This window comes from Thermosynechococcus sp., assembly GCF_046299655.1.
Lineage (GTDB): Bacteria > Cyanobacteriota > Cyanobacteriia > Thermosynechococcales > Thermosynechococcaceae > Thermosynechococcus.
In genome coordinates this window covers 34,930-59,592 of record NZ_JBKBHZ010000006.1, presented here as the reverse complement: position 1 = coordinate 59,592, position 24,663 = coordinate 34,930, and the positions used below count along the sequence as shown (strand labels likewise).

General features: G+C 53.8%; 20 protein-coding genes, 1 other RNA gene and 1 pseudogene. 11 read left to right on the top strand and 11 right to left on the bottom strand.

The features are described 5' to 3' along the window. Positions 1 to 23 precede the first annotated feature (23 nt). From adhE to ACK4HN_RS05760, 4 genes and pseudogenes are all read left to right on the top strand, one after another. A pseudogene (gene adhE / locus ACK4HN_RS05775) lies at positions 24 to 2,687 on the top strand (bifunctional acetaldehyde-CoA/alcohol dehydrogenase); the annotation flags it as partial. After that, a complete protein-coding gene (locus tag ACK4HN_RS05770) occupies positions 2,687 to 3,397 on the top strand; it encodes a lipoate--protein ligase family protein (protein WP_409877334.1) in 711 nt (236 codons plus the stop codon). The pseudogene adhE and the gene ACK4HN_RS05770, both read left to right, overlap by 1 nt. A 32-nt stretch (positions 3,398 to 3,429) precedes the next feature. After that, positions 3,430 to 3,930: a hypothetical protein gene (locus ACK4HN_RS05765; protein ID WP_409850563.1), complete on the top strand. Its 501-nt coding sequence runs from the start codon at positions 3,430 to 3,432 to the stop codon at positions 3,928 to 3,930. A 10-nt stretch (positions 3,931 to 3,940) separates the two neighbouring features. Beyond that, a complete protein-coding gene (locus tag ACK4HN_RS05760; RefSeq protein ID WP_409850561.1) occupies positions 3,941 to 4,828 on the top strand; it encodes a hypothetical protein in 888 nt (295 codons plus the stop codon). Here the strand turns inward: ACK4HN_RS05760 and nadA are convergent, their stop codons facing one another. The 4 genes from nadA to ffs all read right to left on the bottom strand — a co-directional run bounded on the left by nadA (position 4,829) and on the right by ffs (position 8,206). Next, entirely contained in the window at positions 4,829 to 5,788 is a 960-nt protein-coding gene (nadA, locus tag ACK4HN_RS05755) for a quinolinate synthase NadA (RefSeq protein ID WP_409868710.1), read from the bottom strand. Positions 5,789 to 5,860: 72 nt separating this feature from the next. Beyond that, positions 5,861 to 7,357 (bottom strand): C-3',4' desaturase CrtD, encoded by a 1,497-nt coding sequence (gene crtD / locus ACK4HN_RS05750; RefSeq protein WP_409868711.1) that lies wholly within the window; start codon positions 7,355 to 7,357, stop codon positions 5,861 to 5,863. 84 nt (positions 7,358 to 7,441) lie between these two features. Continuing rightward, a complete protein-coding gene (gene hisIE / locus ACK4HN_RS05745; protein ID WP_409868712.1) occupies positions 7,442 to 8,086 on the bottom strand; it encodes a bifunctional phosphoribosyl-AMP cyclohydrolase/phosphoribosyl-ATP diphosphatase HisIE in 645 nt (214 codons plus the stop codon). A gap of 23 nt (positions 8,087 to 8,109) precedes the next feature. After that, positions 8,110 to 8,206, bottom strand: an RNA gene (ffs, locus tag ACK4HN_RS05740) — signal recognition particle sRNA small type. Between the two features lie 120 nt (positions 8,207 to 8,326). Between ffs and ACK4HN_RS05735 the strand changes: the two genes are divergently transcribed. The 6 genes from ACK4HN_RS05735 to cobS all read left to right on the top strand — a co-directional run bounded on the left by ACK4HN_RS05735 (position 8,327) and on the right by cobS (position 17,583). Further along, a complete protein-coding gene (locus ACK4HN_RS05735; RefSeq protein WP_409877333.1) occupies positions 8,327 to 8,998 on the top strand; it encodes a PHP domain-containing protein in 672 nt (223 codons plus the stop codon). Beyond that, entirely contained in the window at positions 8,995 to 9,219 is a 225-nt protein-coding gene (locus ACK4HN_RS05730) for a hypothetical protein (protein ID WP_409868714.1), read from the top strand. The genes ACK4HN_RS05735 and ACK4HN_RS05730 overlap by 4 nt, the downstream gene beginning before the upstream one ends. A 122-nt stretch (positions 9,220 to 9,341) precedes the next feature. Further along, positions 9,342 to 12,422: an FHA domain-containing protein gene (locus ACK4HN_RS05725; RefSeq protein WP_409877332.1), complete on the top strand. Its 3,081-nt coding sequence runs from the start codon at positions 9,342 to 9,344 to the stop codon at positions 12,420 to 12,422. A 75-nt stretch (positions 12,423 to 12,497) separates the two neighbouring features. After that, complete coding sequence (polA, locus tag ACK4HN_RS05720; protein ID WP_409868716.1) at positions 12,498 to 15,335, top strand: DNA polymerase I; 2,838 nt, start codon at positions 12,498 to 12,500, stop codon at positions 15,333 to 15,335. Between the two features lie 8 nt (positions 15,336 to 15,343). Continuing rightward, positions 15,344 to 16,855 (top strand): M16 family metallopeptidase, encoded by a 1,512-nt coding sequence (locus tag ACK4HN_RS05715; protein WP_409868717.1) that lies wholly within the window; start codon positions 15,344 to 15,346, stop codon positions 16,853 to 16,855. Next, a complete protein-coding gene (gene cobS, locus ACK4HN_RS05710; protein WP_409877331.1) occupies positions 16,852 to 17,583 on the top strand; it encodes an adenosylcobinamide-GDP ribazoletransferase in 732 nt (243 codons plus the stop codon). The genes ACK4HN_RS05715 and cobS overlap by 4 nt, the downstream gene beginning before the upstream one ends. On the opposite strand, the gene ACK4HN_RS05705 is transcribed toward cobS, so the two are convergent. Both ACK4HN_RS05705 and ACK4HN_RS05700 read right to left on the bottom strand, forming a co-directional pair. Beyond that, a complete protein-coding gene (locus ACK4HN_RS05705; protein ID WP_409868719.1) occupies positions 17,514 to 18,131 on the bottom strand; it encodes a ComF family protein in 618 nt (205 codons plus the stop codon). The two genes, cobS and ACK4HN_RS05705, sit on opposite strands and share 70 nt — an antisense overlap. Before the next feature lie 110 nt (positions 18,132 to 18,241). Beyond that, complete coding sequence (locus ACK4HN_RS05700; RefSeq protein ID WP_409868720.1) at positions 18,242 to 18,529, bottom strand: Mo-dependent nitrogenase C-terminal domain-containing protein; 288 nt, start codon at positions 18,527 to 18,529, stop codon at positions 18,242 to 18,244. A 528-nt stretch (positions 18,530 to 19,057) separates the two neighbouring features. Here ACK4HN_RS05700 and ACK4HN_RS05695 point away from each other — a divergent pair. Continuing rightward, entirely contained in the window at positions 19,058 to 19,939 is an 882-nt protein-coding gene (locus tag ACK4HN_RS05695; RefSeq protein WP_409868721.1) for a universal stress protein, read from the top strand. A gap of 70 nt (positions 19,940 to 20,009) precedes the next feature. Here ACK4HN_RS05695 and ACK4HN_RS05690 read toward each other — a convergent pair whose 3' ends face one another. From ACK4HN_RS05690 to ACK4HN_RS05670, 5 genes are all read right to left on the bottom strand, one after another. After that, the gene (locus ACK4HN_RS05690) at positions 20,010 to 20,246 is read right to left on the bottom strand and encodes a DUF5132 domain-containing protein (protein ID WP_409868722.1); all 237 of its coding nucleotides are present in this window, start codon (positions 20,244 to 20,246) and stop codon (positions 20,010 to 20,012) included. A gap of 193 nt (positions 20,247 to 20,439) precedes the next feature. Continuing rightward, positions 20,440 to 20,646 carry a glycogen debranching protein gene (locus ACK4HN_RS05685; protein ID WP_409868765.1) on the bottom strand — a complete coding sequence of 69 codons (207 nt, stop codon included), beginning with the start codon at positions 20,644 to 20,646 and terminating at the stop codon, positions 20,440 to 20,442. Between the two features lie 84 nt (positions 20,647 to 20,730). Then, complete coding sequence (gene bioF / locus ACK4HN_RS05680; RefSeq protein ID WP_409868723.1) at positions 20,731 to 21,906, bottom strand: 8-amino-7-oxononanoate synthase; 1,176 nt, start codon at positions 21,904 to 21,906, stop codon at positions 20,731 to 20,733. Beyond that, complete coding sequence (locus ACK4HN_RS05675) at positions 21,899 to 23,698, bottom strand: hypothetical protein (protein WP_409877329.1); 1,800 nt, start codon at positions 23,696 to 23,698, stop codon at positions 21,899 to 21,901. The genes bioF and ACK4HN_RS05675 overlap by 8 nt, the downstream gene beginning before the upstream one ends. Before the next feature lie 47 nt (positions 23,699 to 23,745). Next, complete coding sequence (locus ACK4HN_RS05670; RefSeq protein ID WP_409868725.1) at positions 23,746 to 24,498, bottom strand: response regulator transcription factor; 753 nt, start codon at positions 24,496 to 24,498, stop codon at positions 23,746 to 23,748. Positions 24,499 to 24,663 lie beyond the last annotated feature (165 nt).

Genomic DNA, 24,663 nt, shown 5'->3' with positions numbered 1-24,663 from the left:
TAAGAAATTTCTTTCCTAAGGAGTCGCCCATGACTGCCCAAACCTTAACTCATTCTCAACCTGTTCAAAGCATTGCCGATCTCGAAGCACTCATTGAACGTGTCCAAAGGGCACAAACCCAGTATGCTCAGTTTACCCAAGAGCAAGTGGATCACATTTTCCACCAAGCGGCCATGGCGGCCAACCAAGCGCGGATTCCCCTTGCCAAACAAGCTGTCGCCGAAACGGGCATGGGGGTGGTCGAAGATAAAGTCATTAAAAATCACTTTGCCTCGGAATACATCTACAACAAGTACAAACATGAGAAAACCTGCGGTGTGATTGAGGATGATCCCATCTTTGGCATCCAAAAAATCGCTGAACCTGTGGGGGTCATTGCCGGTGTGGTGCCGGTAACTAACCCAACCTCGACGACCCTCTTTAAGGCACTGATTGCCCTGAAAACCCGCAATGGCATTATCTTCTCGCCCCACCCCCGTGCTAAAGCTTGTACGATTGCAGCGGCTCAGGTGGTGTTGGAGGCAGCGGTCGCCGCTGGCGCCCCCCCCGATATTATTGGCTGGATTGATGAGCCGACGATTGAACTCTCCCAAGCCCTGATGCAGCACCCGCAAATCAAGCTGATTTTGGCCACGGGTGGACCGGGCATGGTGAAGACCGCCTATTCCTCTGGCCATCCGGCGATCGGAGTCGGGGCGGGGAATACCCCCGCGCTCATTGATGCCACAGCCGACATTCCAACAGCGGTGAGTTCGATTCTCCTGAGTAAGGCCTTTGACAATGGCATGATCTGTGCCTCGGAGCAGGCGGTGATTGTCGTTGATGAGATCTATGACGCGGTCAAGGCCGAGTTTCAACACCGGGGAGGCTACATTCTCTCCCCTGAGGAACGGCAGCGGGTGGCCCAACTACTCCTGAAGGATGGTCGCCTCAATGCCGCCATTGTGGGTCAATCGGCAGCCACCATTGCTGCCATGGCCAATATCCAAGTGCCACTGGAGACGCGGGTACTTATTGGTGAAGTGAGTGAAGTCGGGCCACAGGAGCCATTTTCCTATGAAAAACTCTGTCCCGTATTGGCCTTGTATCGCGCCCCCCAGTTTCATAAAGGGGTGGAGATTGCAGCGCAGTTGGTAAATTTTGGCGGTATGGGGCATACCTCCGTGCTCTACACCGATCCCCGCAATCAAGATGATATTGCCTATTTCAAATACCGCATGCAAACGGCGCGGGTTCTGATTAACACGCCTTCTTCCCAAGGGGCGATCGGAGATCTGTACAACTTCAAGTTGGATCCATCCCTGACCTTGGGTTGTGGTACGTGGGGCGGTAACATCACGTCAGAAAATGTTGGTCCCCATCACCTGTTGAACATCAAAACGGTGAGCGATCGCCGTGAAAATATGCTCTGGTTCCGCGTGCCGCCCAAAATTTACTTCAAACCCGGCTGCCTACCCATTGCCCTGCGGGAGCTAGAGGGCAAAAAACGCGCCTTCCTTGTCACCGATAAGCCCCTCTTTGACTTGGGAGTTACCGACCCTGTGGTGCGTACCCTCGAAGAGTTGGGCATCAAGCACGATATTTTCCACGAAGTGGAGCCGGATCCGACGCTGAGTACGGTGAACCGAGGCCTAGAACTCCTGCGGGAATATCAGCCCGACGTCATTATTGCCGTGGGGGGTGGCTCACCCATGGATGCGGCCAAGGTGATGTGGCTATTGTACGAGCATCCAGAGGTGGAATTTGATGGCCTTGCCATGCGCTTCATGGATATTCGCAAGCGAGTGTATCAACTGCCCCCCTTGGGTCAAAAGGCAATCATGGTGGCGATTCCCACCACCTCAGGGACAGGTTCAGAAGTAACCCCCTTTGCTGTGGTTACTGACGATCGCGTCGGGATTAAATACCCCTTGGCGGACTATGCCCTCACCCCCACGATGGCGATTGTCGATCCCGACTTGGTGCTGCACATGCCCAAGAGACTCACGGCCTATGGTGGCATTGATGCCCTGACCCATGCCCTAGAGTCCTATGTATCGGTGCTCTCAACGGAGTTTACTGAGGGTCTAGCATTAGAGGCAATCAAACTGCTCTTTACCTATCTGCCTCGCGCCTATCGCTTGGGGGCCGCTGATCCAGAGGCACGCGAAAAAGTCCACTATGCAGCGACGATCGCTGGCATGGCCTTTGCCAACGCCTTCTTGGGAGTCTGCCACTCAATGGCCCACAAGCTTGGCTCCACCTTCCATTTGCCCCACGGTCTGGCCAATGCGCTGATGATTTGCCATGTTATCCGCTATAACGCCACGGATGCCCCTCTGAAACAGGCAATTTTCCCGCAGTACAAGTATCCCCAAGCCAAGGAACGCTATGCCCAAATTGCCGACTTCCTTAAACTAGGGGGTAGCACCCCAGAGGAAAAAGTGGAGCGCCTGATTGCCGCTATTGAAGACCTGAAGGCGCAGTTAGAGATTCCAGCCACCATTAAGGAAGCCCTCAACAGTGAGGATCAAGCCTTCTATGAACAGGTAGAGAGCATGGCGGAACTGGCCTTTGACGATCAGTGCACGGGGGCAAATCCGCGCTATCCGCTGATCCAAGACCTCAAGGAGTTGTATATCCTTGCCTATATGGGCTGTCGGCGGGATGCGGCAGCCTATCATCCGGTGGAAGCGGCTTCGAGTTGATGTGGCGTTACCTTCCTCCCTTGGCAGCACCGGGGAGGGTGCAAATGGCGGTGGATCGGTGGTTATGGCAGGTGAGCGATCGCCCCTGTCTGCGGTTTTACACTTGGTCACCACTCGCCATTTCCCTTGGTTATAGCCAACGGCAAATTCCAGAGCACTGGCAACACCTGCACTGGCAGGGGCAACCCGTAGAACTGGTGCGACGACCCACAGGCGGGCGAGCGGTGTTGCACCAAGGGGATCTCACCTACAGTCTGGTGGTGTGGGGGTTAGGACAACGGCGGCGACAGGTCTATGCCGATCTGTGTCAATTCCTGAGGGTGGGGTTTGCGCGCCTAGGGTGGCCACTTCAGTTGGGACAGGAACGCTATGCCGCCAATGCTCCCCTCAATTGCTTTGCGCGGGCAACGGCGGCCGATTTAGTGTTACCGAGCGGCGAGAAGGTGATTGGCAGTGCCCAAGCATGGCGGGGCGATCGCGTTCTTCAGCATGGTTCGCTTGTCCTTACCCCTGATCCCGACCTATGGCAGCAGGTCTTTGGCAGTATTCCCCATCGGCAGTCCCTTCCCCCTTTAGAGGTAGTGCAAACGGCTCTTCTAGAGGCCTTTGAAGCGCAGTGGCAAGTGAAACTGACCCCAGAACCCTTGAGCGATCGCGAGTGGCAAGAAATTAATAGAATGTCAAACTTAGCCTGTGGTTTGCCCGTCTAGGCTATGATTGGCTTGTTGTCTTGGGTATCCACATGGCACGCTGGCTGACTGCGCTTGTTTTAGCCCTGACGCTTCTCATTACTGGTTGCACCCCCACCCCGCCCTCCCCCTATGAGCAGGTGCAACAGGAAAGCACCCAGCGCAATGCACCACCGGCAGTGAGCCGCGAGGCCACCCAAGGCAGTGAATTTAATCGCTTCTTTCCGCCCGAGGGGAATGGCTTTGAGCGCATCTATGTCCAAGAGAAAAAGGGCTTTGCTGAGGCCAAGCTGAAAAAAGATGGTAAAGAATTGGCGATGCTGGCCATTTCCGATACGCTTAGCACCCCTGCGGCTGCTGCGAAGTTTCAAAACAGCACGATGCAAATTGCCGGCTATCCAGCGGTGGAGGTGGGGACGACGCAAACGGCAATTCTGGTGGCCAATCGCTATCAGGTGAAGGTGCTCTCCCGCGATCCCAGTTTTACCGCCAGCGATCGCCGAGAATGGATTGAAAAATTTGATCTTGCTGGTTTAGCCCAACTTGCCCCCTAAGGAGACCACCGTGAGCGAAGCTATCTACAAAATTGTTGATCAACTCCCCACTGGGGGCATCACCGTTATGGCCCTCAAATCCTTGGATTTCATCATTCCCGGCCAGTGGCAAAATATCGTTGGTTTTGATAACACGATCCGCCATGTCACCGGGGAAACCGATCCTGCCTTGATCCGCCAAATTGGCGATCGCGCTGTGCGGCTCTTTAATGACAAATCCCAAGGTTATCAGCGGGCACTGTGGCTCTATCAAACTGTGGACAACACCGATACTCTCCTTGGGGCGGCTGCCCTTGCCAACAAAGTAGGCGAGAAAATCTCCTTCCTCGGCTTTCTGGATAAAATGACGCCAAAGCCAGAGCGGGCGCAGGCCATTGACCTCAGCATGAAGCTGATTGTGGAGATTCTCGCCTTTTGTCAAATCAATGGCATTCCCGGTGATAGCCTCGGTGACTTCTTGCGCGCGCTTGCCGACTACAGTGGTGAATCGTTGATGCGAATGGCCGCCCTCATCTGCTTTGATGGCTTGATTCCCCTAGGACCAGACTTTCTGCTGAAATGCTTGGGCACACTGCAAAGCTTGCAACCCAATGACCTACAGGAAAACCCCACCTTCAAAGCGATTGGCAGTGTTGTGCCGGGGGGCAATCCCAGCGGTCAACTGGGCTTCATTATTGAGAGCTTTAATGCTGTGCAAGGCTGGATGAACCAATTTGTTAGCAGCCACCAGTTAACGCCACAAAAGGTGATCAATCGTCTGCAAAGCTTTATTGAACTCTCGAAGGATAACCTCGACTACTTAGGTGCTTTTTTAGACATGAGCACCAACTACTACTACCATACGGGGGTTCAGACCCTTGCTCGGCGTCTGATTGAGCGAGCTGTGGCCGAGATCTAGCTATGACATCTCCAGCATGCGTTGAATGGGTTTGAGCGCTGCAAGGCGTATGTCCTCTGGCAGTTCAAGCTGGGGCTGGCGATCGCGCATACACAAATAGAGTTTTTCTAGGGTATTGAGGCGCATAAAGGGGCACTCATTACAATTGCAGGTCTGATCCTGAGGGGGCGCAGGAATAAACGTTTTCTCTGGGTTGCGCCGCTGCATCTGGTGGAGAATCCCCGGCTCAGTCACCACGATAAAGGTATTCGCCTTTGAGATCACCGCATAGTTGAGCAAAGCCGTTGTCGAACCAATAAAATCGGCATGGCGGAGCACCGCTTCTTCGCATTCGGGGTGGGCAATCACCTGAGCCGTGGGGTAGGCGGCCTTGAGTTCGAGGAGGCGTCGCTCTGAGAAGGTTTCATGGACAATGCAACTGCCCTCCCACAGCACCATCTGCCGCCCCGTTTGCGCCATGATATAGCGACCTAGGTTGCGATCGGGAGCAAAAATCAGGGGTTGATCGGCGGGCAACTGCTGCACAATTTTCACGGCATTGGAACTGGTGCAAATAATGTCGCTCAAGGCCTTAACTTCGGCAGAGCAGTTAATGTAGGAAATCACCAAATGGTCAGGGTACTGCGCCTTAAAGGCCGCAAAGGCATCGGCAGGACAACTATCTGCCAAAGAACAGCCCGCCGCCAAATCCGGCAACAGCACTAGCTTGTCAGGGTTAAGAATCTTGGCGGTTTCCGCCATGAAGTGCACCCCTGCAAAAACAATCACCTCGGCATCGGTACTAGCGGCCTGCTGCGACAGCCCCAAGGAATCGCCAATGTAGTCAGCCACATCCTGAATGGCGGGGTCTTGGTAGTAGTGGGCTAGAATGACAGCATTTAGTTCCCGCTTCAGGTCTTGGATGGCGGCAATTAAGTCCAACGGCAGGGACGGTTGGGGAGCAGCGAGCGTCGCAAACACAAGCAGTGGCTTCCTTTAGCAGTCTATCACGAGTCTCTCCATTATAGTGATTTCTACCAAAATAGGCATCCCTTAGGCATCATTGGCGAGCAGTTGCTGCACAAGGGCACGGGCACCGTAGCTGACACCGGCAGTGCCTTCCCCAGGATGTACAGAATCTCCCACTAACCACAGGTGGGGAATGGGGGTGCGGGTTGCCAAGCCGAAGGGGCCAAAGGTACTCAAGCGTTGACTAATGCCCCCGACAATGCCATCAATCCGCGCCGTATAGCGCCAGAAGGTGCGGGGAGTGGCCGCTTCGCAGTGAACAATGTGCTCAGGCTGCAGATTAAAGAACTCGCCTAGGCGGTCAAGAGCCGTTTGGATGTATTGTGCCTTGGTGGCCGCATAGTCTAAGTCAGGCTGGCGCCAAAAATTCGGCTCAGTAAAGCTAGAGGCAATCAGGGTACGATAGCCACTGGGGGCACGCCCATCTTGGGGCTGACTCACAGAGACAAACAAGGAGTTATTTTCGCCAATGGGACCTTGGGCATCGTAGAGAAACTGCAAGTGGGGCGGACACGCTTCGGGAATGGCGGCCTCTTTAACCCCAAGGTAAATCACAAAGGCAGCGGAGGCTGGGGGCAGCGTTTTGAGGCGGCGGGCATAGCCAGCGGGAAGGGCATCACCAAGGAGGTGGGGCAGGTTTTGGGCAGGGACATTGGCCACAATGTGATCCGCTTCGACGCGCGCCAAGGTTTTCGTTTTCAGGTTTTCCACTTGGACAGCGATGGCACGCCCGCGCTCGACTTCAATGTGACGCACTAGATGTCGGGTGTAGATTTGACCCCCATCCCGCTGCAAGGCATTAGCGAGTAAATCACTGAGCACCTGCATACTGCCGTGGAGATGGTAGAGGCCGTGGGGGTCTTGGGATAGACACAGGGCAGTGGCGGCGTAGAGAAGTGCCGTCTCGCTGGCATCCACTTGGGAGTAGAGCTTCAGTTGCAAATCGAGAAATTGCCGCAGCCGGCGATCGCCCCCGACACCACAGAGGTTCATCCAATCGGTCACCGTCATCAGGCTAAAGGGCACTGTGAGGAGCGTATCGGGTCGCAGGGCTTGCACCAGTTGCCAGAGATCAAAGCCATTGCGGGGGGGCAAAATCGGCTGTCGCTGCTGGAATCGCCAACTAATGGCAAAGAGGTATTCGAGGCCTTGCCAAAATCGCTCACTGTGGGGAAAGTGGCGTTGCCGTTCCCATTGCCAGCGATCGCGATCGCGCCAAACGTTTATCGGCGTGGTTTCCCTCGGCAAATAGACAGCACAGGCAGGGTCACAGGGGGTCGCTGCCGGCAGCGGCATCTCCAATTCAGCAAAAATCTGGGCGTGAATGCCCCCCGGCTCTAGGCCGGCCACTTGGGTTGCCCCAACATCAAAGGTAAAGCCGCGCCGCCGAAACGTTGATGCACAGCCCCCCAGTTGGGCTGCTTGTTCAAACAACTGCACACGATAGCCCCGCCGTGCCAGCAAGGCGGCGGTGGTTAAGCCACCAATGCCACCACCAATGACGACAACACGTTTGGTCATGGTTAGACCCTTGGAGGTAAAACTACCCCCAGTGTAATAATTTTTAATGAAACATTACAAACCTGTTACATTAGTCCCTCTGGTCTAGCGCCGCCGTGACTGCAGCTGCTCATACACCTGCCGCAGGGACACCCCATGGTGGGCAAGGGCGACTAAGGTGTGATAAAACAAATCGGCGACTTCGCGGGCGATCGCCTCTGGGTCATCGTCTTTGCAGGCCATCACGACCTCTGCGGTTTCTTCCCCAAGTTTTTTGAGAATCTTGTTGTCCCCCTCGGCAAAGAGACGACAGGTGTAAGAGTCAGGTTGAGGGTTCTGCCGCCGCTGACAAATCACCTCATATATCTGTGAAAGCGTGTCGGCGGGCGGGGACTCAATCCATTCCCCCTTCGTGCCGTGGCGGTGAAAACAACTGCGCTCCCCCGTGTGACAGGCCACATTTCCCACCTGTTCTACACTCAGCAAGAGAGCATCACTATCGCAGTCGTAGCGAATACTTCTTACCCACTGCACATGACCAGAGGTTTCCCCCTTCGGCCACAATTCTTGACGGGATCGACTCCAAAACCATGTGCGGCCAGTCTCAAGGGTTTTTTGCAGGGATTCTCGGTTCATCCACGCCATCATCAGCACGGTGCCGTCCAAGTAGTCTTGGACAATCGCTGGCACAAGACCGCGCTCATCGTAGCGAATCTCATCGAGGGGTAAGCTCAAGGCAGGGGCAGGCATACGTGGCAATTCGTTCTCAAAAGGGTGACCCGGAGATCACGCCTATCACAAGCATCCCGTATTGCTGCTTCCTTCCGGACCTGACAAGGTTTAGGCGTTGCGATCGCATGATTCCGAGCCAAGTTTAATGTTAGCACACGCCATCCAAGGGCATAAATCGCCCTATTAGGAATTGTTATCCCGAGTTTCTTAAAGAAAGTTTATATTAAAGGGGTAACAGCGTAAGATTTGGTAATGCCTATGACCCTTGCTGCTCTGATGGTGACGCAGGCGGAGACTCTGCGGGGTCTCTTTCAAACGCTGAAGGCAACCAGTTGTCCCTATCACTACAACTTTCACTTGCATACGATTTGGTCCGACGGGCAATTGACACCGCAGCAGGTTGCCCAGCAGGCCATGATCCACGGCCTTAAGGGCTTTGCCATTACCGATCACCACGCCCTTGAGGGATATTTCCAAGCACGCACTTATGTCGAGGCCTATCGGGGGAGCGATCGCCCCCAAGTGTACACCGGCATAGAAATTACCGCTCAGCTCCTTGGCACCGAGGTACACATCCTTGGCTATGGCTTTGACCCCCATGCTCCCATCCTCCATCCCTATGCCATGGGAAGTGCCCCAGAGGGAGACTTGGCACAGGCAGAACGGGTGATCGCGGCGCTTCACGAAGCGGGGGGCTTGGCAATTTTGGCCCACCCAGTGCGCTATCGTCTGCCCGCTGAACAATTGATTCCTGCTGCTGTGGCACGGGGCATTGATGGGGTTGAAACCTACTATTGCTACGGCAATCCTGATCCATGGGAATCGACACCAGAAACGACTGCTTTGGTACACAGGCTGGCCGTTGAACACCAGCTCCTCGAGACCTGCGGCACCGATACCCACGGCCAAGATATTCTTGTGCGGCGATGACAGGGACTGAAATTCTCATCGCCATTGGGGCGATCGCTATCAGTGGGTTGGTGCTCCGCTGGCTGATCACGGTTCTCAAGGTCACTGTTGGTACAGCAATTAAAATTGCTCTGATTGTTTTCCTATTGCAAATCTTTTTTGGAATTGGTCCTGAACGCCTTTGGCAGCAAGCGCAGTTTCTATGGTCACAAGTGGCGAGTTATTTGACCTCCTCGCAGTAGTCAAGAGCAGTAGTCAAGAAAAGACCAGTTTCTAGAGCGACGTTACCTCAGCGGGCGTCTTTTGTTAGATCGGTCAGAATACAGTAAACTGACTGGCATCAAGCCTCTTTTGCGCCAACCCCATGACTCAAGCAGCGTGGTTAGAACTGGTTAAATCCATCAGTGAGCAGGGCATCCAGTTACCCACCAGCGGACTAAAAATTGGCCGTGCTCCCGATAATGACATTGTCCTGAATGATATTTCCGTCTCCCGCTACCACGCTTTCTTTGAGTGGCAAGAAGGGAAAGTTCACCTCGTGGATCTTGGCAGTAAAGCGGGCACTCACCTCAATGGCCAACTGGTTGTGCCCAATACCCCCATTCCCCTCGAAGATGGTGACTTGATTACACTGGGCAACTCTGCTGTGCGCTTTCGCCTCATCTGGCAGTACCACGACTATCAGCCCCGTGCCGCCGAGGTTAGCAAAGACACTACAGTGCCGGTGATTGAAGTGCGCACCAAAACATGGCGACAACGCTGGGGGCTACAGGAGCAAACGACGCTTCTGGGAACACATCCCGCCTGCGATGTGGTGGTGGATACCCCTGAACTGTTGCCCTGCCACTTGAAATTACGGTTTGCGGATCAGCATTTGCAGGTGGTGGATCTCAGTGACTCGCAAGCAGCAATGAATGTGCACTTGGGAATTGGGGAGAGTTATTCCCTGACAGAATTTGTCACGCTCACCTATGTGGGGCAGGAGTTACCCGATCGCATAGATACAGAGCGCCATGCCGTTGTCTTTAGCCCCGCGACGGAGTTGAGCGCAGCAACAGTACTGGCGATTCCTGAGGCAGATGCGGCACCCACTGTCCCTGTGAAGATGATTTCGCTGGTGGGTTACAACACATTCAGGATTGGCCGCGATCCCAGTAATGATCTGGTGATTGAGCATCCAACGGTGTCCCGTCACCATGCCAAAATTGAGCGCCGTAATGGCGATTTCCTACTCACGGATTTGGGTTCAAATAATGGCACCTTTGTCAATGGCCGGGAAGTCGAGGAACCGACGGTACTGCGGGTGGGGGACAGTATTCGCATTGGCAGCGATCGCCTTGTCCTGAATGTTGATGAAACCCTGACCCAGTATGCCGAATCGGGTCACATGCGCCTTGATGCCATCAACCTCAACAAGGTGGTGGGCAAGGGAACCCAAATTCTCCACAACATTTCCCTATCCATCCTGCCCAAGGAGTTTGTGGCCATCCTAGGGCCTAGTGGCAGTGGCAAATCAACACTCCTTGATGCCCTCAATGGACTGCGACCGGCCACCACAGGCACCGTATTGGTGAACGGCACAAATTTCTACCGCAACTATCAGGCCTTTCAAGCCCAACTCGGCTATGTGCCCCAGAAAAACATCATCCATGAGGAGCTGACGGTTGCCCAAGCCTTGGAATACGCTGCCAAACTCCGCATGCCCCCCGATACAACCCCCGCAGAACGCCAACAGCGGGTGACGGAAGTTTTAACGGAATTGGGACTCAACCATCGTCGCGATGTGCCTATTGCTCGACTCAGTGGCGGTCAGCAGCGGCGGGTGTGTATTGGTGCGGAATTGCTCACCCAGCCCAGTCTCTTCTTCCTCGATGAAGCCACCTCTGGCTTGGATCCGGGCACCGAGGCCGACCTGATGTTTTTGCTGCGGCAGTTAGCGGATCAGGGGCGCACCATTCTCATCATTACCCACGCCACCCAAAATATCCGTGAGTGTGATCTGGTGATCTATCTAGCGGAGGGCGGCCGACTCGCCTACTTTGGTCCGCCGGATCAACTGTTGCCCTACTTCCGCGCCACGTTTGGCGATCGCTTTAGTGGCATGAAGCTGGAGGACTTCTCGGGCATCTACCGCGCTTTAGATAAAGAGAAGAACCCCAATGCGCCCACCTCGGCAGAACTAGAGGAAGCCTACCGGCGATCGCGCCTCTATCAAGAATACGTGGTCGGGCGACAGCAGGTGTTGGCTCACATGCCTGATGAAAGTCAACGTCGCGTCCAAGGTAAATCCCGTCGCAGCAGCGAACCCAAATCTAAAATCTCCCCTTGGCAGCAATTTCTCATTCTCACCCGCCGCAATCTCACGATTCTTGGCCAAGATCGCAGTAACCTGCTGTTGACTCTTTTAATTGCCCCCCTCTTGGGGAGTCTGAGTTTTGTCTCTTGGCGGCGGCACCTCTTTGATCCAGAAACGGGGAATGCCGGTCAAGCCCTAACGATGCTGTTTGTCACCAGTCTGATTGCGGTGATGATTGGCGCCATGACGACGATGCGGGAATTGGTCAAGGAGGTGGAGGTTTATCGGCGGGAGCGGATGATTGGCCTGCGGCTGTTGCCCTACATTGGCTCCAAGGTGGCGATCGCCCTTGGGCTTGCCCTTTATCAAGCGGCCACCTACCTTGTGGTGATAAAACTAGCAGTGGATTTACCAGGGGATTGGGGAGTCACCTTTGCCATGTACATCACCCTTGCCCTTGCCATCTTTGGCGGCATGGCGATGGGACTTCTGGTATCTGTCTTTGCCCCTAGCCAGAACATTGTGCCGCTGCTAGTGCTGATGTTTTTAGTGCCGCAAATTATCTTTAGTGGCGGTATTCAGCCCGTTTCCTCCTTTGGGTTACCAGGGCAGATTATTAACCATTTGACAGTGATTAAGTGGCCCTTTGAGGCGATGGTGAAGCTCACGGGCATGGGGGATGACATTGCCAATGACCCCTGCTGGCGCGAGCCAGAGGCAGAGCGGGAAAAAATGACTGAGGAGATGCAGCGGGATTTTTGTCTCTGCTATGGACCGGGTCTCTTTCAGACCTGTAACTTCCCCGGTATCCGCTCCAAGTATGTTCCCGAGGTGGATGAACCCGCACCACCACGTCCAGAATCTCCCGGTGATCCTCCTGCAGATCCAGCGGCGCTCCAGGACTATCTGCAACGACTGCAAGCCTATCAGGAGGCAATGGATGAGTGGGAAGTAAAATACGCCGAGTGGAATCGCCAACGCAGTCGTGCCATCAATGAAGCGCAGGGCACCATCAGCCGCTTCCAGCGGGATCAGGGCTACATGTTTACTGTGAATGTGCAAGACCATTGGCGTAGTCAAAGCATTCTCATCTTGGCCATGCTCGTGGCTTTGCCCCTCTGCCAAAAACGCCGTGACTTTAGCCGCTGACACGCTGGCATCTTCAGGGGTGGGGTTTTAGAGCAATTTTTTTAATAATGGAAAAGCTGTCCTCTTCACGCTTCCATGTCCGCCCCTAATCTCTTACTCATTGATGGCCATTCCTTGGCTTTTCGTGCCTACTACGCCTTTAGTAAAGGACGTGATGGTGGCTTGCGTACCTCCACAGGGATTCCCACCAGTGTGTGTTTTGGCTTTCTCAAGACGCTACTGGAGATTTTGGATCAGCAGCAGGCGGATCAGGTAGCGATCGCCTTTGACTTGGGGGAGCCGACATTTCGCCATACAGCGGATGAAAACTACAAGGCGGGGCGGGCAGAAACGCCAGAGGACTTTATTACCGATATTGCCAATTTGCAGGCGTTGCTGCGGGCACTGCGTTTGCCCCTGTTGAGTCAGACCGGCTATGAAGCCGATGATGTGATTGGTACCGTGGCCCATCGCTTGCGACCCCAAGGATGGCAGGTGTCCATTGTCAGTGGCGATCGCGATCTCTTTCAATTGATTGATCGCGAGGGTCAAGTACAGGTCTTGTATCTAGGGAATACCCTTGGCCAACGCAAACAGGGTCTGGAGGCCTTTGATGCCCTCAAGGTCAAAGAAAAGATGGGGGTGTGGCCAGAGCAAATTGTGGACTATAAAGCCCTCTGTGGCGATGCCAGCGATCGCATTCCCGGTATCAAAGGCATTGGCCCAAAAACCGCCGTGCAATTACTGAGTCAGTATCCTACCCTTGAAGATATTTACGCCCACATCAATGAGATTACGCCCCTAAGCCTGAGAACGAAGCTGATTAATGGGGAGGCCGATGCCCGCCATTCCCGCACGCTGGCTCAAATTGTCCTCGATGTTCCCTTGGAACTCCCCCTAGAGGAACTGCACCTGCGTCCCTTTGACTGGCCAACACTGGATCATCTATTGGATCAGTTGGAATTTCGTGCCCTGCGGATGCAACTGCAGGACTGGCACCGACGCTTGGGGGGGAGGCTGCCCGACTTGGAAACTGATGCCGACGAAACGTGGTTTTTCGCGCCGACGGATACCCCCGACCCCTTGAATGTGCAACTCATTGAAACGCTAGAGCAACTGCAATCGCTGATCGCCCAGTTAGAAACCTGTACCGATGCAAATCATCCCGTTGCTTGGGACACCGAAACCACCGCCTTAAACCCCCGTGATGCTGCCTTGGTGGGCTTGGGCTGTTGTTGGGGAACAGCGCCGGATCAGGTGGCCTATCTGCCCTTGGGACACAAAGAGGGGCAGAACCTCCCCCTGCAAGAGACCCTTGCCGCTTTGCGACCCATTTTGGAGAGCGATCGCTACCCCAAAGTCTTACAAAATGCCAAATTTGACCGCTTGGTATTGCGGTTTCAGGGGATTCAATTACGGGGCGTGGTATTTGACACAATGCTGGCCAGCTATGTGATTAACCCCGAAGCCAGTCACAACCTCAAGGATCTGTGTCAACGCTATCTGCCCCTCCAAGCGCAAACCTACCGCAGTCTTGTCGGCAAAGACCAAACCCTTGCGGATCTGTCTCCCGCCACGGTGGCACAATACTGCGGCCTCGATGTCCACACCACCTATCTTCTCAAGGAAAAGTTAGAGGCCGACCTGACCCCCCGCCTGCGGCAACTGCTCCTAGAGGTGGAACTGCCCCTCGAACCCATTCTGGCGGAAATGGAAGCCACTGGAATTCGCATTGACAGTGACTACTTGCGGCAACTCTCCCAAGAACTCGAACAGCAACTGGCAGCACTACAACAACAGGCGTGGGACGCTGTGGGACAACCCTTTAACTTAGCCTCCCCCAAGCAACTGAGTGAACTGCTCTTTGGCAAACTAGGATTGGATGCGAAAAAAACCCATAAAACGAAACTGGGCTACTCCACCGATGCCGCCACCTTGGAAAAACTGCGGGGAGACCATCCCGTCATTGAACTCATTTTGAGCCATCGCACCCTTGCCAAACTGAAATCCACCTATGTGGATGTGTTGCCCACCCTAGTACGTCCAGACACGGGTCGGATTCACACGGACTTTAACCAAGCGGTAACGGCTACGGGGCGCCTGTCCTCCTCCAATCCCAACTTGCAAAATATCCCCATTCGCACCGAGTTTAGCCGCCAAATTCGCCGCGCCTTTATTCCCGAGAGGGGCTGGTTAATGGTGGCAGCGGATTACTCCCAAATTGAGCTGCGCATCCTTGCCCATCTTAGTCAAGAGCCTGCCCTGCTAGAGGCCTACCAAAAAGGGGAGGATGTCCACCGCCTCACGGCGCAGTTTCTCTTGGAAAAAACAGATATTAGTCCCAGTGAACGACGCTTGGGCAAAATCATTAACTTTGGTGTCATTTATGGGATGGGGGCACAGCGATTTGCCCGCGAGGCCGGCGTGAGTGTAGCCGATGCCAAGGTGTTCATTCAACGGTTTTACGATCGCTATCCACGAGTTTTTGACTATCTGCGGCAAATGGAACGGCTTGCCCTCAGCCAAGGCTATGTGGAAACCATTTTGGGGCGGCGGCGCTACTTTGCCTTTGAGAGTCGTGAATTGCAAGCCCTGCGGGGCAAGTCCTTAGAAGCCTTAGCCGATGTGGATCCCAGTAAACTAAAGATGAGCAATTACGAGCGGGGACTGTTGCGGGCAGCAGCCAATGCCCCCATCCAAGGTTCCAGTGCCGATATTATCAAGTGTGCAATGGTTAAGCTGGCACCGTTGTTACCAAGAGATCACGCCCACCTGCTGCTGCAAGTCCACGATGAATTAGTGTTGGAAATGACTCCCGAGGCCTGGGAAGAGTTGCAAACCACGATTCGCGACGTGATGAGTACAGCCGTCCCCCTCAGTGTGCCCCTTGTGGTAGACATTTACGCGGCGACCAACTGGCTGGAGGCTAACTAGATTTGTGGATGCAGCAGCAACGCCACTGGCAAGTGCTCTTTTGGCAAATTCTCCTCTGCCTTGTTTTGGGGGCGATCGCCCTCTGCTTGCCGGCGGAGGCCCAAACGATTCGCCGCTACATTGACCGTGCCATGGATCAAATTAGTGAATTTTACCTCGACAATGGGATGCACTTTATTGTCATGGAGCAACACCAAGCGCCCATTGTGTCATTCCTCACTTATGTGGATGTGGGGGGTGTTGATGAACCCGAAGGCCAAACAGGGGTGGCCCATTATCTAGAACACTTGGCTTTTAAGGGTACCCGCCGCATTGGCACGACGGATTATGCTGCCGAAAAAGAAAAACTCGCCCAACTGGATCGCCTCTTTGAGCAACTGCAAGCCACCACCGATGAGCGGCAACGTCAAGCCCTGATTACAGAATTTGCAGCTGTGCAGCAGGCGGCCGATCGCTACGTCATTCGCAATCAATATGGCCAAATTGTCCAACAGGCAGGGGGCGTGGGTCTGAATGCCACCACCTCTGCCGATGCCACCCGTTACTTCTACAGTTTTCCCGCCAACAAATTGGAACTGTGGATGTCCTTAGAGTCGGAACGTTTTTTGGAGCCGGTCTTTCGTGACTTCTATCAAGAAAAAGAGGTGATCCTTGAAGAACGGCGACTGCGCACTGAAAATTCTCCCACTGGCCAACTCTTTGAAGCCTTTTTGGCCACCACCTTTCGTCAGCATCCCTACCGCCGACCTGTCATTGGCTACCGTGAGGATATTCAAAACCTGCGCCGCGCCGATGTGGAACGCTTTTTTCGCCAGTATTACACCCCCGACAAAATGACCATGGTGCTGGTGGGAGACGTGGATCCGCAACAGGTTAAGAAATTGGCCACAGTCTACTTTGGTCGCTATCCAAGGGGAACAGGCAAGACCCCCTTCATTCCGCCAGAACCGCCCCAAACGGAACCGCGGCAGGTTACCCTTGAGCTGGACAGCCAACCTCTTTATCTGGAGGCCTACCCCTGCCCCCCTCTAAAGGATGCCGCCTATCTCACCTATGAAATTTTGGCTCGCCTCCTCACGGGGGGGCGCACCTCCCGTCTCTATCGTTCCCTTGTCCTTGAGCAAAAACTCGCCCTCAATGTTCAAGCCTACGTGGGTTTCCCCGGCAATAAGTACCCCAACCGCTTTCTCATCTATGGGGCGCCGGCGCCGAGTCAAACAACGGCTGCCCTTGCCGCAGGCATTGCCCAAGAACTCAAGGCACTGCAAACCACGCCCGTAACCCCAGCAGAGCTAGAGCGGGTGAAAACCCAACTGCGGATGGAACTGCTGCAAAACCTGATGTCCAATGAGGGTATGGCCAAGCTCTTGGCGGAGTATGCCGTTAAAGGGGGCGGCTGGCGGCAACTCTTTGCTCGTTTAGAGGCAATTAATGACATTACTCCTGCCGATATTCAGCGGGTGGCTCAATTGCTGCAACCTACGCAGCGAACGGTGGCACAGATTCAAACTCGCCCATGAAGACCCTTTGGCAGGAATGGCTGGGGGCGATCGCCTTCTACACCTGTTTGCCCATTCCCCCTGGCTGGCCGATTCAATTGGCAGGAGCCGCCAAGTGGTGTCCTTGGGTGGGGCTATTGCTAGCAGGAATTCTCTGGGGGGCGCAGTGGCTACTGGCATGCTTGCGCCTTTCCCCCCTAGTGGCCAGTGTCTTGGTTGTGGCACTTTGGCTCGGATTGACGGGGGGATTGCACTTGGATGGTGCCATGGATACGGCCGATGGCTTAGCCGCCAAGGATGAACAACGGCGCCTAGAGGTAATGGCGGATAGTCGAGCGGGGGCTTTTGGTGTTATGGCCGCAATTGTGATCCTGCTTTTAAAAGTGACAGCCTTGGCTAGTTTAGACAATGGCCGTACCCTAGTGTGGGTATTGGTGCTGGGGCGCCTTGCTCAGGTGTGGGCGATCGCCCGCCATCCCTATTTGAAACCTCACGGTACGGGTCAGATCCATAAAGCTAGTTGTATCTTTCCCCGCGATTTCTGGCCAAGCGGCTTACTGGTGCTGTTCCTCAACTTCCTGCTACCACTTCCCTTGAACCAATTACTTTTTGGCCTGCTCTTAATCCTCTTGATCCCTGCATGGTTTCAGTGGCAGTTGGGCGGTCACACGGGAGATACCTACGGTGCGGTTGTCGAGTGGACAGAATCCTTAATGCTGGTTGCCTTTACGGTAGGTTCAGCCAGTTGATCAGGCAATCCGACGGCCACGGTGATGATGCCCAAAACCTTGTATCCTGCATCCCGTAATACCCTAGCGGCGCTGCGTGCCGTTGTCCCCGTCGTATAGATGTCATCACACAGAAGGAGCCAGCGCTGTCGCTGCAATCCTTCCCCCACGCGAAAGGCATCCTTGAGGTTGGCTTGGCGTTCGGTCACTGACAACTGAAACATGGACTGGGTGGCGCGTTGGCGGACTAAGCCCTGCGGTGCCAAGGGTAGCTCTAGGGCACGGCAAAACCCCTCGGCAATGAGAGCCGCTTGATTAAAGCCCCGGGTTTGTAATTTGTCGCGATGCAGGGGAATGGGGACAATCTGCAAGGGAAGGCGCTGGGCAATCCTTGATTCAAACCAACTCAACGCTAACCATTGGCCAAAGAGGCTACCCAGTTCCGGGTGATTGTTATATTTCATGGTGGCGATCGCCCGCTTCAGGTCTTGCTGATAGTATCCCCAAGGAAACAGGGGGACACCTCCTCGCCAGTAGCGTTGGCGTTGGTGCACTTCGCAGGACCTCAAGCGTCGTTCACAATCCCCACAGATCACGTGGGAAGTCGTGCGCCCACAGCAGACGCAGGGCCGTTGACAGAGAAAGGAGGCCAGCGATCGCCACACCAGCGCACCCTCGGCTAACAGTAGGCACTAATATCCTCATGACACTCCTCTGCCAAGTAGCAGAGGGCGCGGTAACGCAAGAGCATCAGTTCCTCGTAGAGGGGATTCAGGTGGCACAAAGGCGGAATGTGAATATGCCATTTTGCAACCACAATATCGCGTTCAAAGGGGCACTGGGCAGGAATTAAGCGGCATAGACGATGGGCAAGCTGGCGATCGTGCACTTCTAGATGCTCTAACCACTGCCGTACTGGCCACAGAATTGTGCGCAGTAAACGCTGCCCCAACGTAAAAATCGTCATCAACTCAACACCTCAACTCAATGATTGAAATTAGCAGCGAAAAACCTCCTTCTTTACCTTATTGAGGAAGGCAATTGCAATCAGTTAAAACAAGACCTCAAGAAGGGCAAATTTATCGCTGCATTTTATGGGAAAAAGTCATCCTGCTTCACTTTGGATCGCCCTTAGCGGGGTGCAACATCCCAGAAAAATCTCAATGAAAATCGCATCACGATAGACAATCTCCTTGCTTCAGAGAGATTTATGTAGTAGTGGATACATTGTTGAATTAAATGATGATCTTGTATCCATTCTTATTCTAGTGACTTCCACTAAAGTTGACGATGGGGTTTTCCAAAAAGTTGCCCTCAAAACCAGCGAAGCCCTTGGTAGTTGCTTGGTAGATATAGCCTTGGAATTCCAGAGAGAGGCAGAATCGTGATCTCAGCCTCAGACAATATTTTCTTGCGGTACAATAAACTTCTAGTAGCGCACGTCCCCCTTCCTAGGCTAATCTGCAATTAGAGTCTGGTATTGGGGAGCACTGGCATGTTCAAGAACCTACTGATTCCAACAGATCTCCACGATGGCCTCCCCAAACTCACCCACTACCTTGAGGCACTGAAAACAGCGGGCGCTCGTAAATTGATCTTTTTCCATGCTCGTCCCATTAACGAGGATGGCGACAAGCCCCGTCTGCGGGAGGAAAAGCTACAACAGGCAAGGGAACTACTTCAAATTGATGCGGCGAGTATTCCTGCCGATCTCAAAGTAGAGGTGATCATCGAAAACCGTCGCCCCGCCGATGCCATTCTGGACACCGTTGAAAAGCATCAAATTGACCTAGTGCTGGCCAGCCGCCCCATTCGCAATCTATTGGATGAGAAGCTCTTTGGCAGTACAACCATTGAGGTGCTGCAACGGATTAAGGTGCCCGTCATGATTATGCGCCCGCAAGTGTTGTGGGTGATGACAACCGCAGAACTGAATCTTCGCTGTCAAAATCTCTTTCGCCACTTATTAGTGCCCTACGACCACAGCCCCTCTGCCCAACACCTGGTGCAACAACTGCGAGACGGCCTGAAAAAGCCCAATCAAGCCAGTATTGCGGCACTGACGTTTTGCTGGATTATCAGCGATGCGGGCAAAGGGGAACTGGGCGTTGGCGAGCAACGTCCAAAGGCCGAGAAAATTCTTGCCGAGCTAAAGCAGGAATTTACGGGCTATGGTCTTGGTGTTGAAACAGAGATTCGCTTTGGTAGCCCTATTGTTGAAGCTCAACTTGCTGCCCACGATCGCGACATTTACGCGATCGCTGTTTCCTCGGGTTCTGTCGGTAAAATTTGGGAGCTATCAATTCCCAGCTTTGCCGGAGAGATCATTCGCCGTTGTGTTTTTCCTGTTATCTACTTTCCGCCCGCTGGTCGCTAGTTAAGTTAAACGAAAGATGGGGCAGCAGAACTACCCCAAAGACATTTCAATGAGGCACTAAAAGCAAACCTTAGCTAATCGTCACTTCACGGGGTTCCTCAGACGCGGCGGCCCTCGCTGTCTTTTGCTCCATCATTTCTGAGCGGGCTTCGGCAACCAAGTCTTGGAAAGACTCACTAGCTTCAGCGACAGCCGTCTGTGCCTTTTCATAGGCTTCAAACGCCCACATCAGGCCTGATTTTGCCGCATTGGGCGCTTGCTCTGCCAAGTTGTGACCGGTCATTACCCACAACGGGAGCAACAGCACCAACCCCAAGGGCAAGCACGGTAAGTGGTTCTAAACCAAGTAACAGGGCTTCAAACTCCATTCTGCGGCATCCTCCAAAGGAAAAGATAATGATGAGCACCTCGCACCCATGACAGCAAAGGTGCAGGGAGGGCACCCGCCTCACTAGCGTAATTGCTAAACGTGGCTTGTTATGCAGGGCTGAGGCAAAAAGTTAGCAAAGCTTAAGGGCAGTACTGGGAACTTCATCCCAAGAGGCCACGGTACGCAGGCGCACTTGCCAACCAGCGGCTTTTTGTTCTGTGGTCAAGTTTTTCTCAAAAGACTGCACACACTCTCTCGCTTGAGCTTCATCACGACAGGCAATACAGGCATACAGCAGGCCAGAGGGATCAATCTGCTCACTCACCCAGATGGTCATCATCGCGCACTCCTTGGCACAGTTGGCCGATTTCACGGGGCTATCTCCAGCCTAGGCGAAATACACAGCGGTTGTCAGCACGTCTTAACAGCGTTTTAACAAGGCAGCCAATGCTGCTAGCAATTGCTCAATGTGCTCAGGAGTGTGATCCGCTCTGAGGGTAATGCGCAGACGACTAAAGGGCACAGTCGGTGGCCGTACCGCCGCCACCCAACATCCAGCCTCTTGTAGTTTCTGCCCCCATTGGAGCACCGTGACGGGATCAGGAGCGGGCAGGCAAAAGATCGGTGTGGGGAAAGGACGTGGTAAAACCGGCCAGCCTAATTCTTGCAGTCCTAGTTCCAGTTGTTGAATGCGCTCCTCTAGGGCTTGGCGCAGGGTGGGATTTGTTTGTAGTTGCTCAAGGGCAGCAAGGGCAGCAGCGGTATCCGCCGGTGAGAGGCCAGTGCTATAAATCCATGTGCTGGCGCGGTGTTGCAAATAGGTGATCAGGGCTTGGGAGCCAGCAATGTATCCCCCTAAACTGCCCAAGGCTTTGCTGAGGGTCCCCATCTGGATGATGGTCGGGCTGGATTGCCCCAAAGCGGCTAGGGTACCGGCGCCATTGATTCCCAGCACCCCTGTGCCATGGGCATCGTCCACCAGCGCCATTGCCCTATAGGCCTCGGCGATCGCCAAAATCTCCTCGAGGGGGGCGACGTCCCCATCCATACTGAAGACGCCATCCGTGAGGATGAGACAACGGCGATAGTGGCAGCGATGGGTCTCTAGGAGTTGGGCAAGGGCGGCAACATTGTTGTGGGGATATTCATAAAACGTGGCATGGCTAAGGCGGGCACCTTTCTTGAGAGACGCATGGTTGTAGGCATCCCCAAGCACCAAGTCCCGCTGATCCACCAGAGCAGCAATGGTTCCGAGATTAGCGGCTGTCCCTGAACTAAAGACCAAAGCAGCTTCTGTGCCTTTCCAGCGGGCGATCGCCCTCTCCAGTTGCTGGTGCAGAGGCCGGTGACCACTCAAAAGACGCGAGCCTGTGGCGCCGGTGCCCCACTGTTCAATGGCGTGGATGGCGGCTGCTTTCACCTTGGGATGGTTCGCCAGCCCCAAATAGTCATTGCTGCAAAAGTTAATCAATGGCCGTGGCGGCTCACCAACGCTGACCATGGCTGCCGGTGCACCACTGGGGGTGGGTTGCCGCGACCAATGGGCGCGCTGCAGGGTGTTGAGGGCAGGTTCTAGCCAAGCAAAGGGACTAGCCATTGGCAGAGATCAAGATCGGATCGCGGGCAGGGGAGTGCTGGAGGGCCTCGTGGTTAGCAATCAGGTAATCAATCGCTTGCCGAAAGACCTCCTTTTCTGGGCTTTGAAAAAGCAACCGATCTAAATCCATCTGCTGTAATTGCTGGCTCAGGCTTTGCCGATAATCTGCATCCTTGATGAGCCGCAGCGCTTTTTGAACGTACTCGCGATCGCTGGTTGCCACTAACTCTTCCAACCCTACCTGTCTTAAAAGGGCAGAGCCAATGCGGTTATACCAACGCTGTCCCTCATAGGTGACAATGGGCTTGCCAATGAGAAGAGAATCCACTACCGTGTTACCACCACCAAAGGGGTAAGGATCAAGGGCAAAAGCGCCCCGCTCCATTAAGGCCATGTATTCCGCGTAGGGCTTGTAAGCAATGATTTGAACTGATTGAGGAGGCAGAAACTGCTGGATATCTCGCAAGAAAGGTAAAAAATCATTTGCGGTGACAGCTGCAGATCCTGCAAAAATTTGAAACCGCAAAGGCTGCTGACTTTCGTTGAGAATCCAGCGCAGCAGTTGCAACAAATGGGGATTCACCTTTTGGGCGTACCAACTACAGTTAATGACAAGCGGATCAGTGGCAGGAGGAAGATATTGAGGCTGATATGGGGGACGGATACAGCTTTGACCCAAGCCGGGCAGGAGAATCAAGCGTTCGTTGTAATGTTGAGCGGCTGTCGCTGGCTCCACAGCAGCACTACCGATGAAGTAATCAATCTCAGAACCAAACGTACTGACAGGGTGGCCATAGCCCATCACTTGAATTGGGGCAAGGCGCAAATTGCTGAGAATAATGTTTTCTAGATCCATCCCTATGTCGGGATAGTAGGCCACCATGAGGTCATTCTCAATCAAGGGACTCAAGTCCAGTTGACCATCGCTCAGAGTGATGGGATAGGTCGCCACAAAGCCGCTGCTGTCGGGGGTGACCCCCTTGCGAGGGAAGTAGTATAAAACAACCTCGTAGGTTTCTTGGAGAGCCTTGACAAAGGGCTGAAGAATGCGATAGACAGAGGTACTGGGAAACCAGCGTCCAGAGATAACGCCAATCCGACGCGGCTTTGGTTGATTGTGAATCTGAATGTTTCGGGTAATCAGTTCGCGAACCTTGCGATTCAACTTTGCCTTAAAAGCCCTATCCCCTTCGCCATCAATATAAGTGGCACCAAAATTCATGTAGTGAAATTCCACGAGAGTGTCCAAGCGTTCATCAAAAGCGGCCATGAAGTCCCTGAGCCGCTGCTTGGTATAGGGGTTTGCACACAAGGCGGCGTAGTGCCTGAAACAGTAGCAATACCACAGGCTGGCAAGGCGGGGGGAGAGGTCAAAGAACTTGTTAATCGGGTAGGAACGACGGTTACGGGCGGAGTAGAGGGTGAGTAATTTAACAAAATTACTGGGTTGCTGCTCAAGCAACAGCAGCCAAGGATCGGTGGTGCCAAAATGGGAAATCGCCACTAGATTGGCAATGACGCCATTTAGCCTCAAGAACTCGGGCACATGGCGATCGCTAATGATGTAATCGGGTTGGGTAAAAATGTACAGGAAATGCTTGACAAAGGCATTAATGGCATACTGTTGCGGCGGCGTTAACTGTAAGTAGGTCACTTGCTCAAAGTGGGCAAGAAGCTTCAAAAGAACTTCTGAAAGGGCATCCCATTGGTGCTGGCGATAGAGGTCAAGGAGTGTGTGGGGGTTAAACTGCCATTGCGGCTCTGCGGTTTTTTCTAAAGTGGGGAGACTCATGCCTTTGTTTGTTCTAGTCACGCTTCCTATTGTAGGAAATAGAGGCTTTAGGCCAAGATGTGACCAAGCGATCGCGAAGGAGGGGAATGGGGTTTACTGCCATTCTGCTGGGAGCGGCCATTCAATGGCTCAAGGTGCAGCCGATAACCGACATTGCGCACAGTTTGAATGAGGCGCGGCTGCTGGGGATCCACTTCAATTTTCTTGCGCAAAGATAGGACATGGGTATCCACGGTGCGCGGATTGTCAATGCTCTGCGGCCAAGCTCGTCGTAGCAACTCCTGACGACTCAAGGGGGTGCCCCCCATCTGCGTGAGCACATAGAGCAAGCTAAATTCCTGCGGGGTTAGATCCACTGGCACATTGCGTACGACCACTCGCCGCTGCACCAAATCCACCTGTAACTCACCCAAGTTCAAGACGCTGGGTAAACAGGGGCGTGCGCGCCGTAACAGGGCTTCGACACGGGCAAGAAATTCTCGCATGCCAAAGGGCTTCGCCAAGTAATCATCGGCACCCGCCCGCAGTGCTGCCACCACATCCGCTTCCTCCTCATGGGCGGAAAGGGCTAAAATTAAAGCCGTACTTTGACGATGAAGCCAGCGGCACAGTTCTAACCCATTGCCTTCCTGCAAATCCAAATCCAGAACCACTAAATCGGGATGCCGCAGTTGAAAGACTTCCTGCCCCTGTTGACAGCCACTGGCCACATGAACAATGTGACCCACTTGCTGGAGGTGCCAGCCAAGGAGGGAGCGCAGGTGGGGGTTACTTTCAATAATTTCAATGTGCATCAACATGAATACATCCCCACAACAACAGCCGAGTAGAAGGAAACAAGATGTGTTCTACATGTCTGGGAGAATCTGGGAGAAGGTGCAACAGGATGGCAATGTCTGGATGAATTGGATGCTAATTTAGCAAATTTAATACCAAGGATTTCGTAACGACTAATACTTTAGGTT

Coding starts and splice junctions, on each gene's coding strand:
- ACK4HN_RS05770 (WP_409877334.1), top strand. CDS start 2,687: ATGTGGCGTTACCTTCCTCCCTTGGCAGCACCGGGGAGGGTGCAAATG.
- ACK4HN_RS05765 (WP_409850563.1), top strand. CDS start 3,430: ATGGCACGCTGGCTGACTGCGCTTGTTTTAGCCCTGACGCTTCTCATT.
- crtD (WP_409868711.1), bottom strand. CDS start 7,357: ATGACCAAACGTGTTGTCGTCATTGGTGGTGGCATTGGTGGCTTAACC.
- hisIE (WP_409868712.1), bottom strand. CDS start 8,086: ATGCCTGCCCCTGCCTTGAGCTTACCCCTCGATGAGATTCGCTACGAT.
- ACK4HN_RS05735 (WP_409877333.1), top strand. CDS start 8,327: ATGACCCTTGCTGCTCTGATGGTGACGCAGGCGGAGACTCTGCGGGGT.
- ACK4HN_RS05730 (WP_409868714.1), top strand. CDS start 8,995: ATGACAGGGACTGAAATTCTCATCGCCATTGGGGCGATCGCTATCAGT.
- ACK4HN_RS05725 (WP_409877332.1), top strand. CDS start 9,342: ATGACTCAAGCAGCGTGGTTAGAACTGGTTAAATCCATCAGTGAGCAG.
- polA (WP_409868716.1), top strand. CDS start 12,498: ATGTCCGCCCCTAATCTCTTACTCATTGATGGCCATTCCTTGGCTTTT.
- ACK4HN_RS05715 (WP_409868717.1), top strand. CDS start 15,344: ATGCAGCAGCAACGCCACTGGCAAGTGCTCTTTTGGCAAATTCTCCTC.
- cobS (WP_409877331.1), top strand. CDS start 16,852: ATGAAGACCCTTTGGCAGGAATGGCTGGGGGCGATCGCCTTCTACACC.
- ACK4HN_RS05700 (WP_409868720.1), bottom strand. CDS start 18,529: ATGACGATTTTTACGTTGGGGCAGCGTTTACTGCGCACAATTCTGTGG.
- ACK4HN_RS05695 (WP_409868721.1), top strand. CDS start 19,058: ATGTTCAAGAACCTACTGATTCCAACAGATCTCCACGATGGCCTCCCC.
- ACK4HN_RS05685 (WP_409868765.1), bottom strand. CDS start 20,646: ATGACCATCTGGGTGAGTGAGCAGATTGATCCCTCTGGCCTGCTGTAT.
- bioF (WP_409868723.1), bottom strand. CDS start 21,906: ATGGCTAGTCCCTTTGCTTGGCTAGAACCTGCCCTCAACACCCTGCAG.
- ACK4HN_RS05675 (WP_409877329.1), bottom strand. CDS start 23,698: ATGAGTCTCCCCACTTTAGAAAAAACCGCAGAGCCGCAATGGCAGTTT.
- ACK4HN_RS05670 (WP_409868725.1), bottom strand. CDS start 24,498: ATGTTGATGCACATTGAAATTATTGAAAGTAACCCCCACCTGCGCTCC.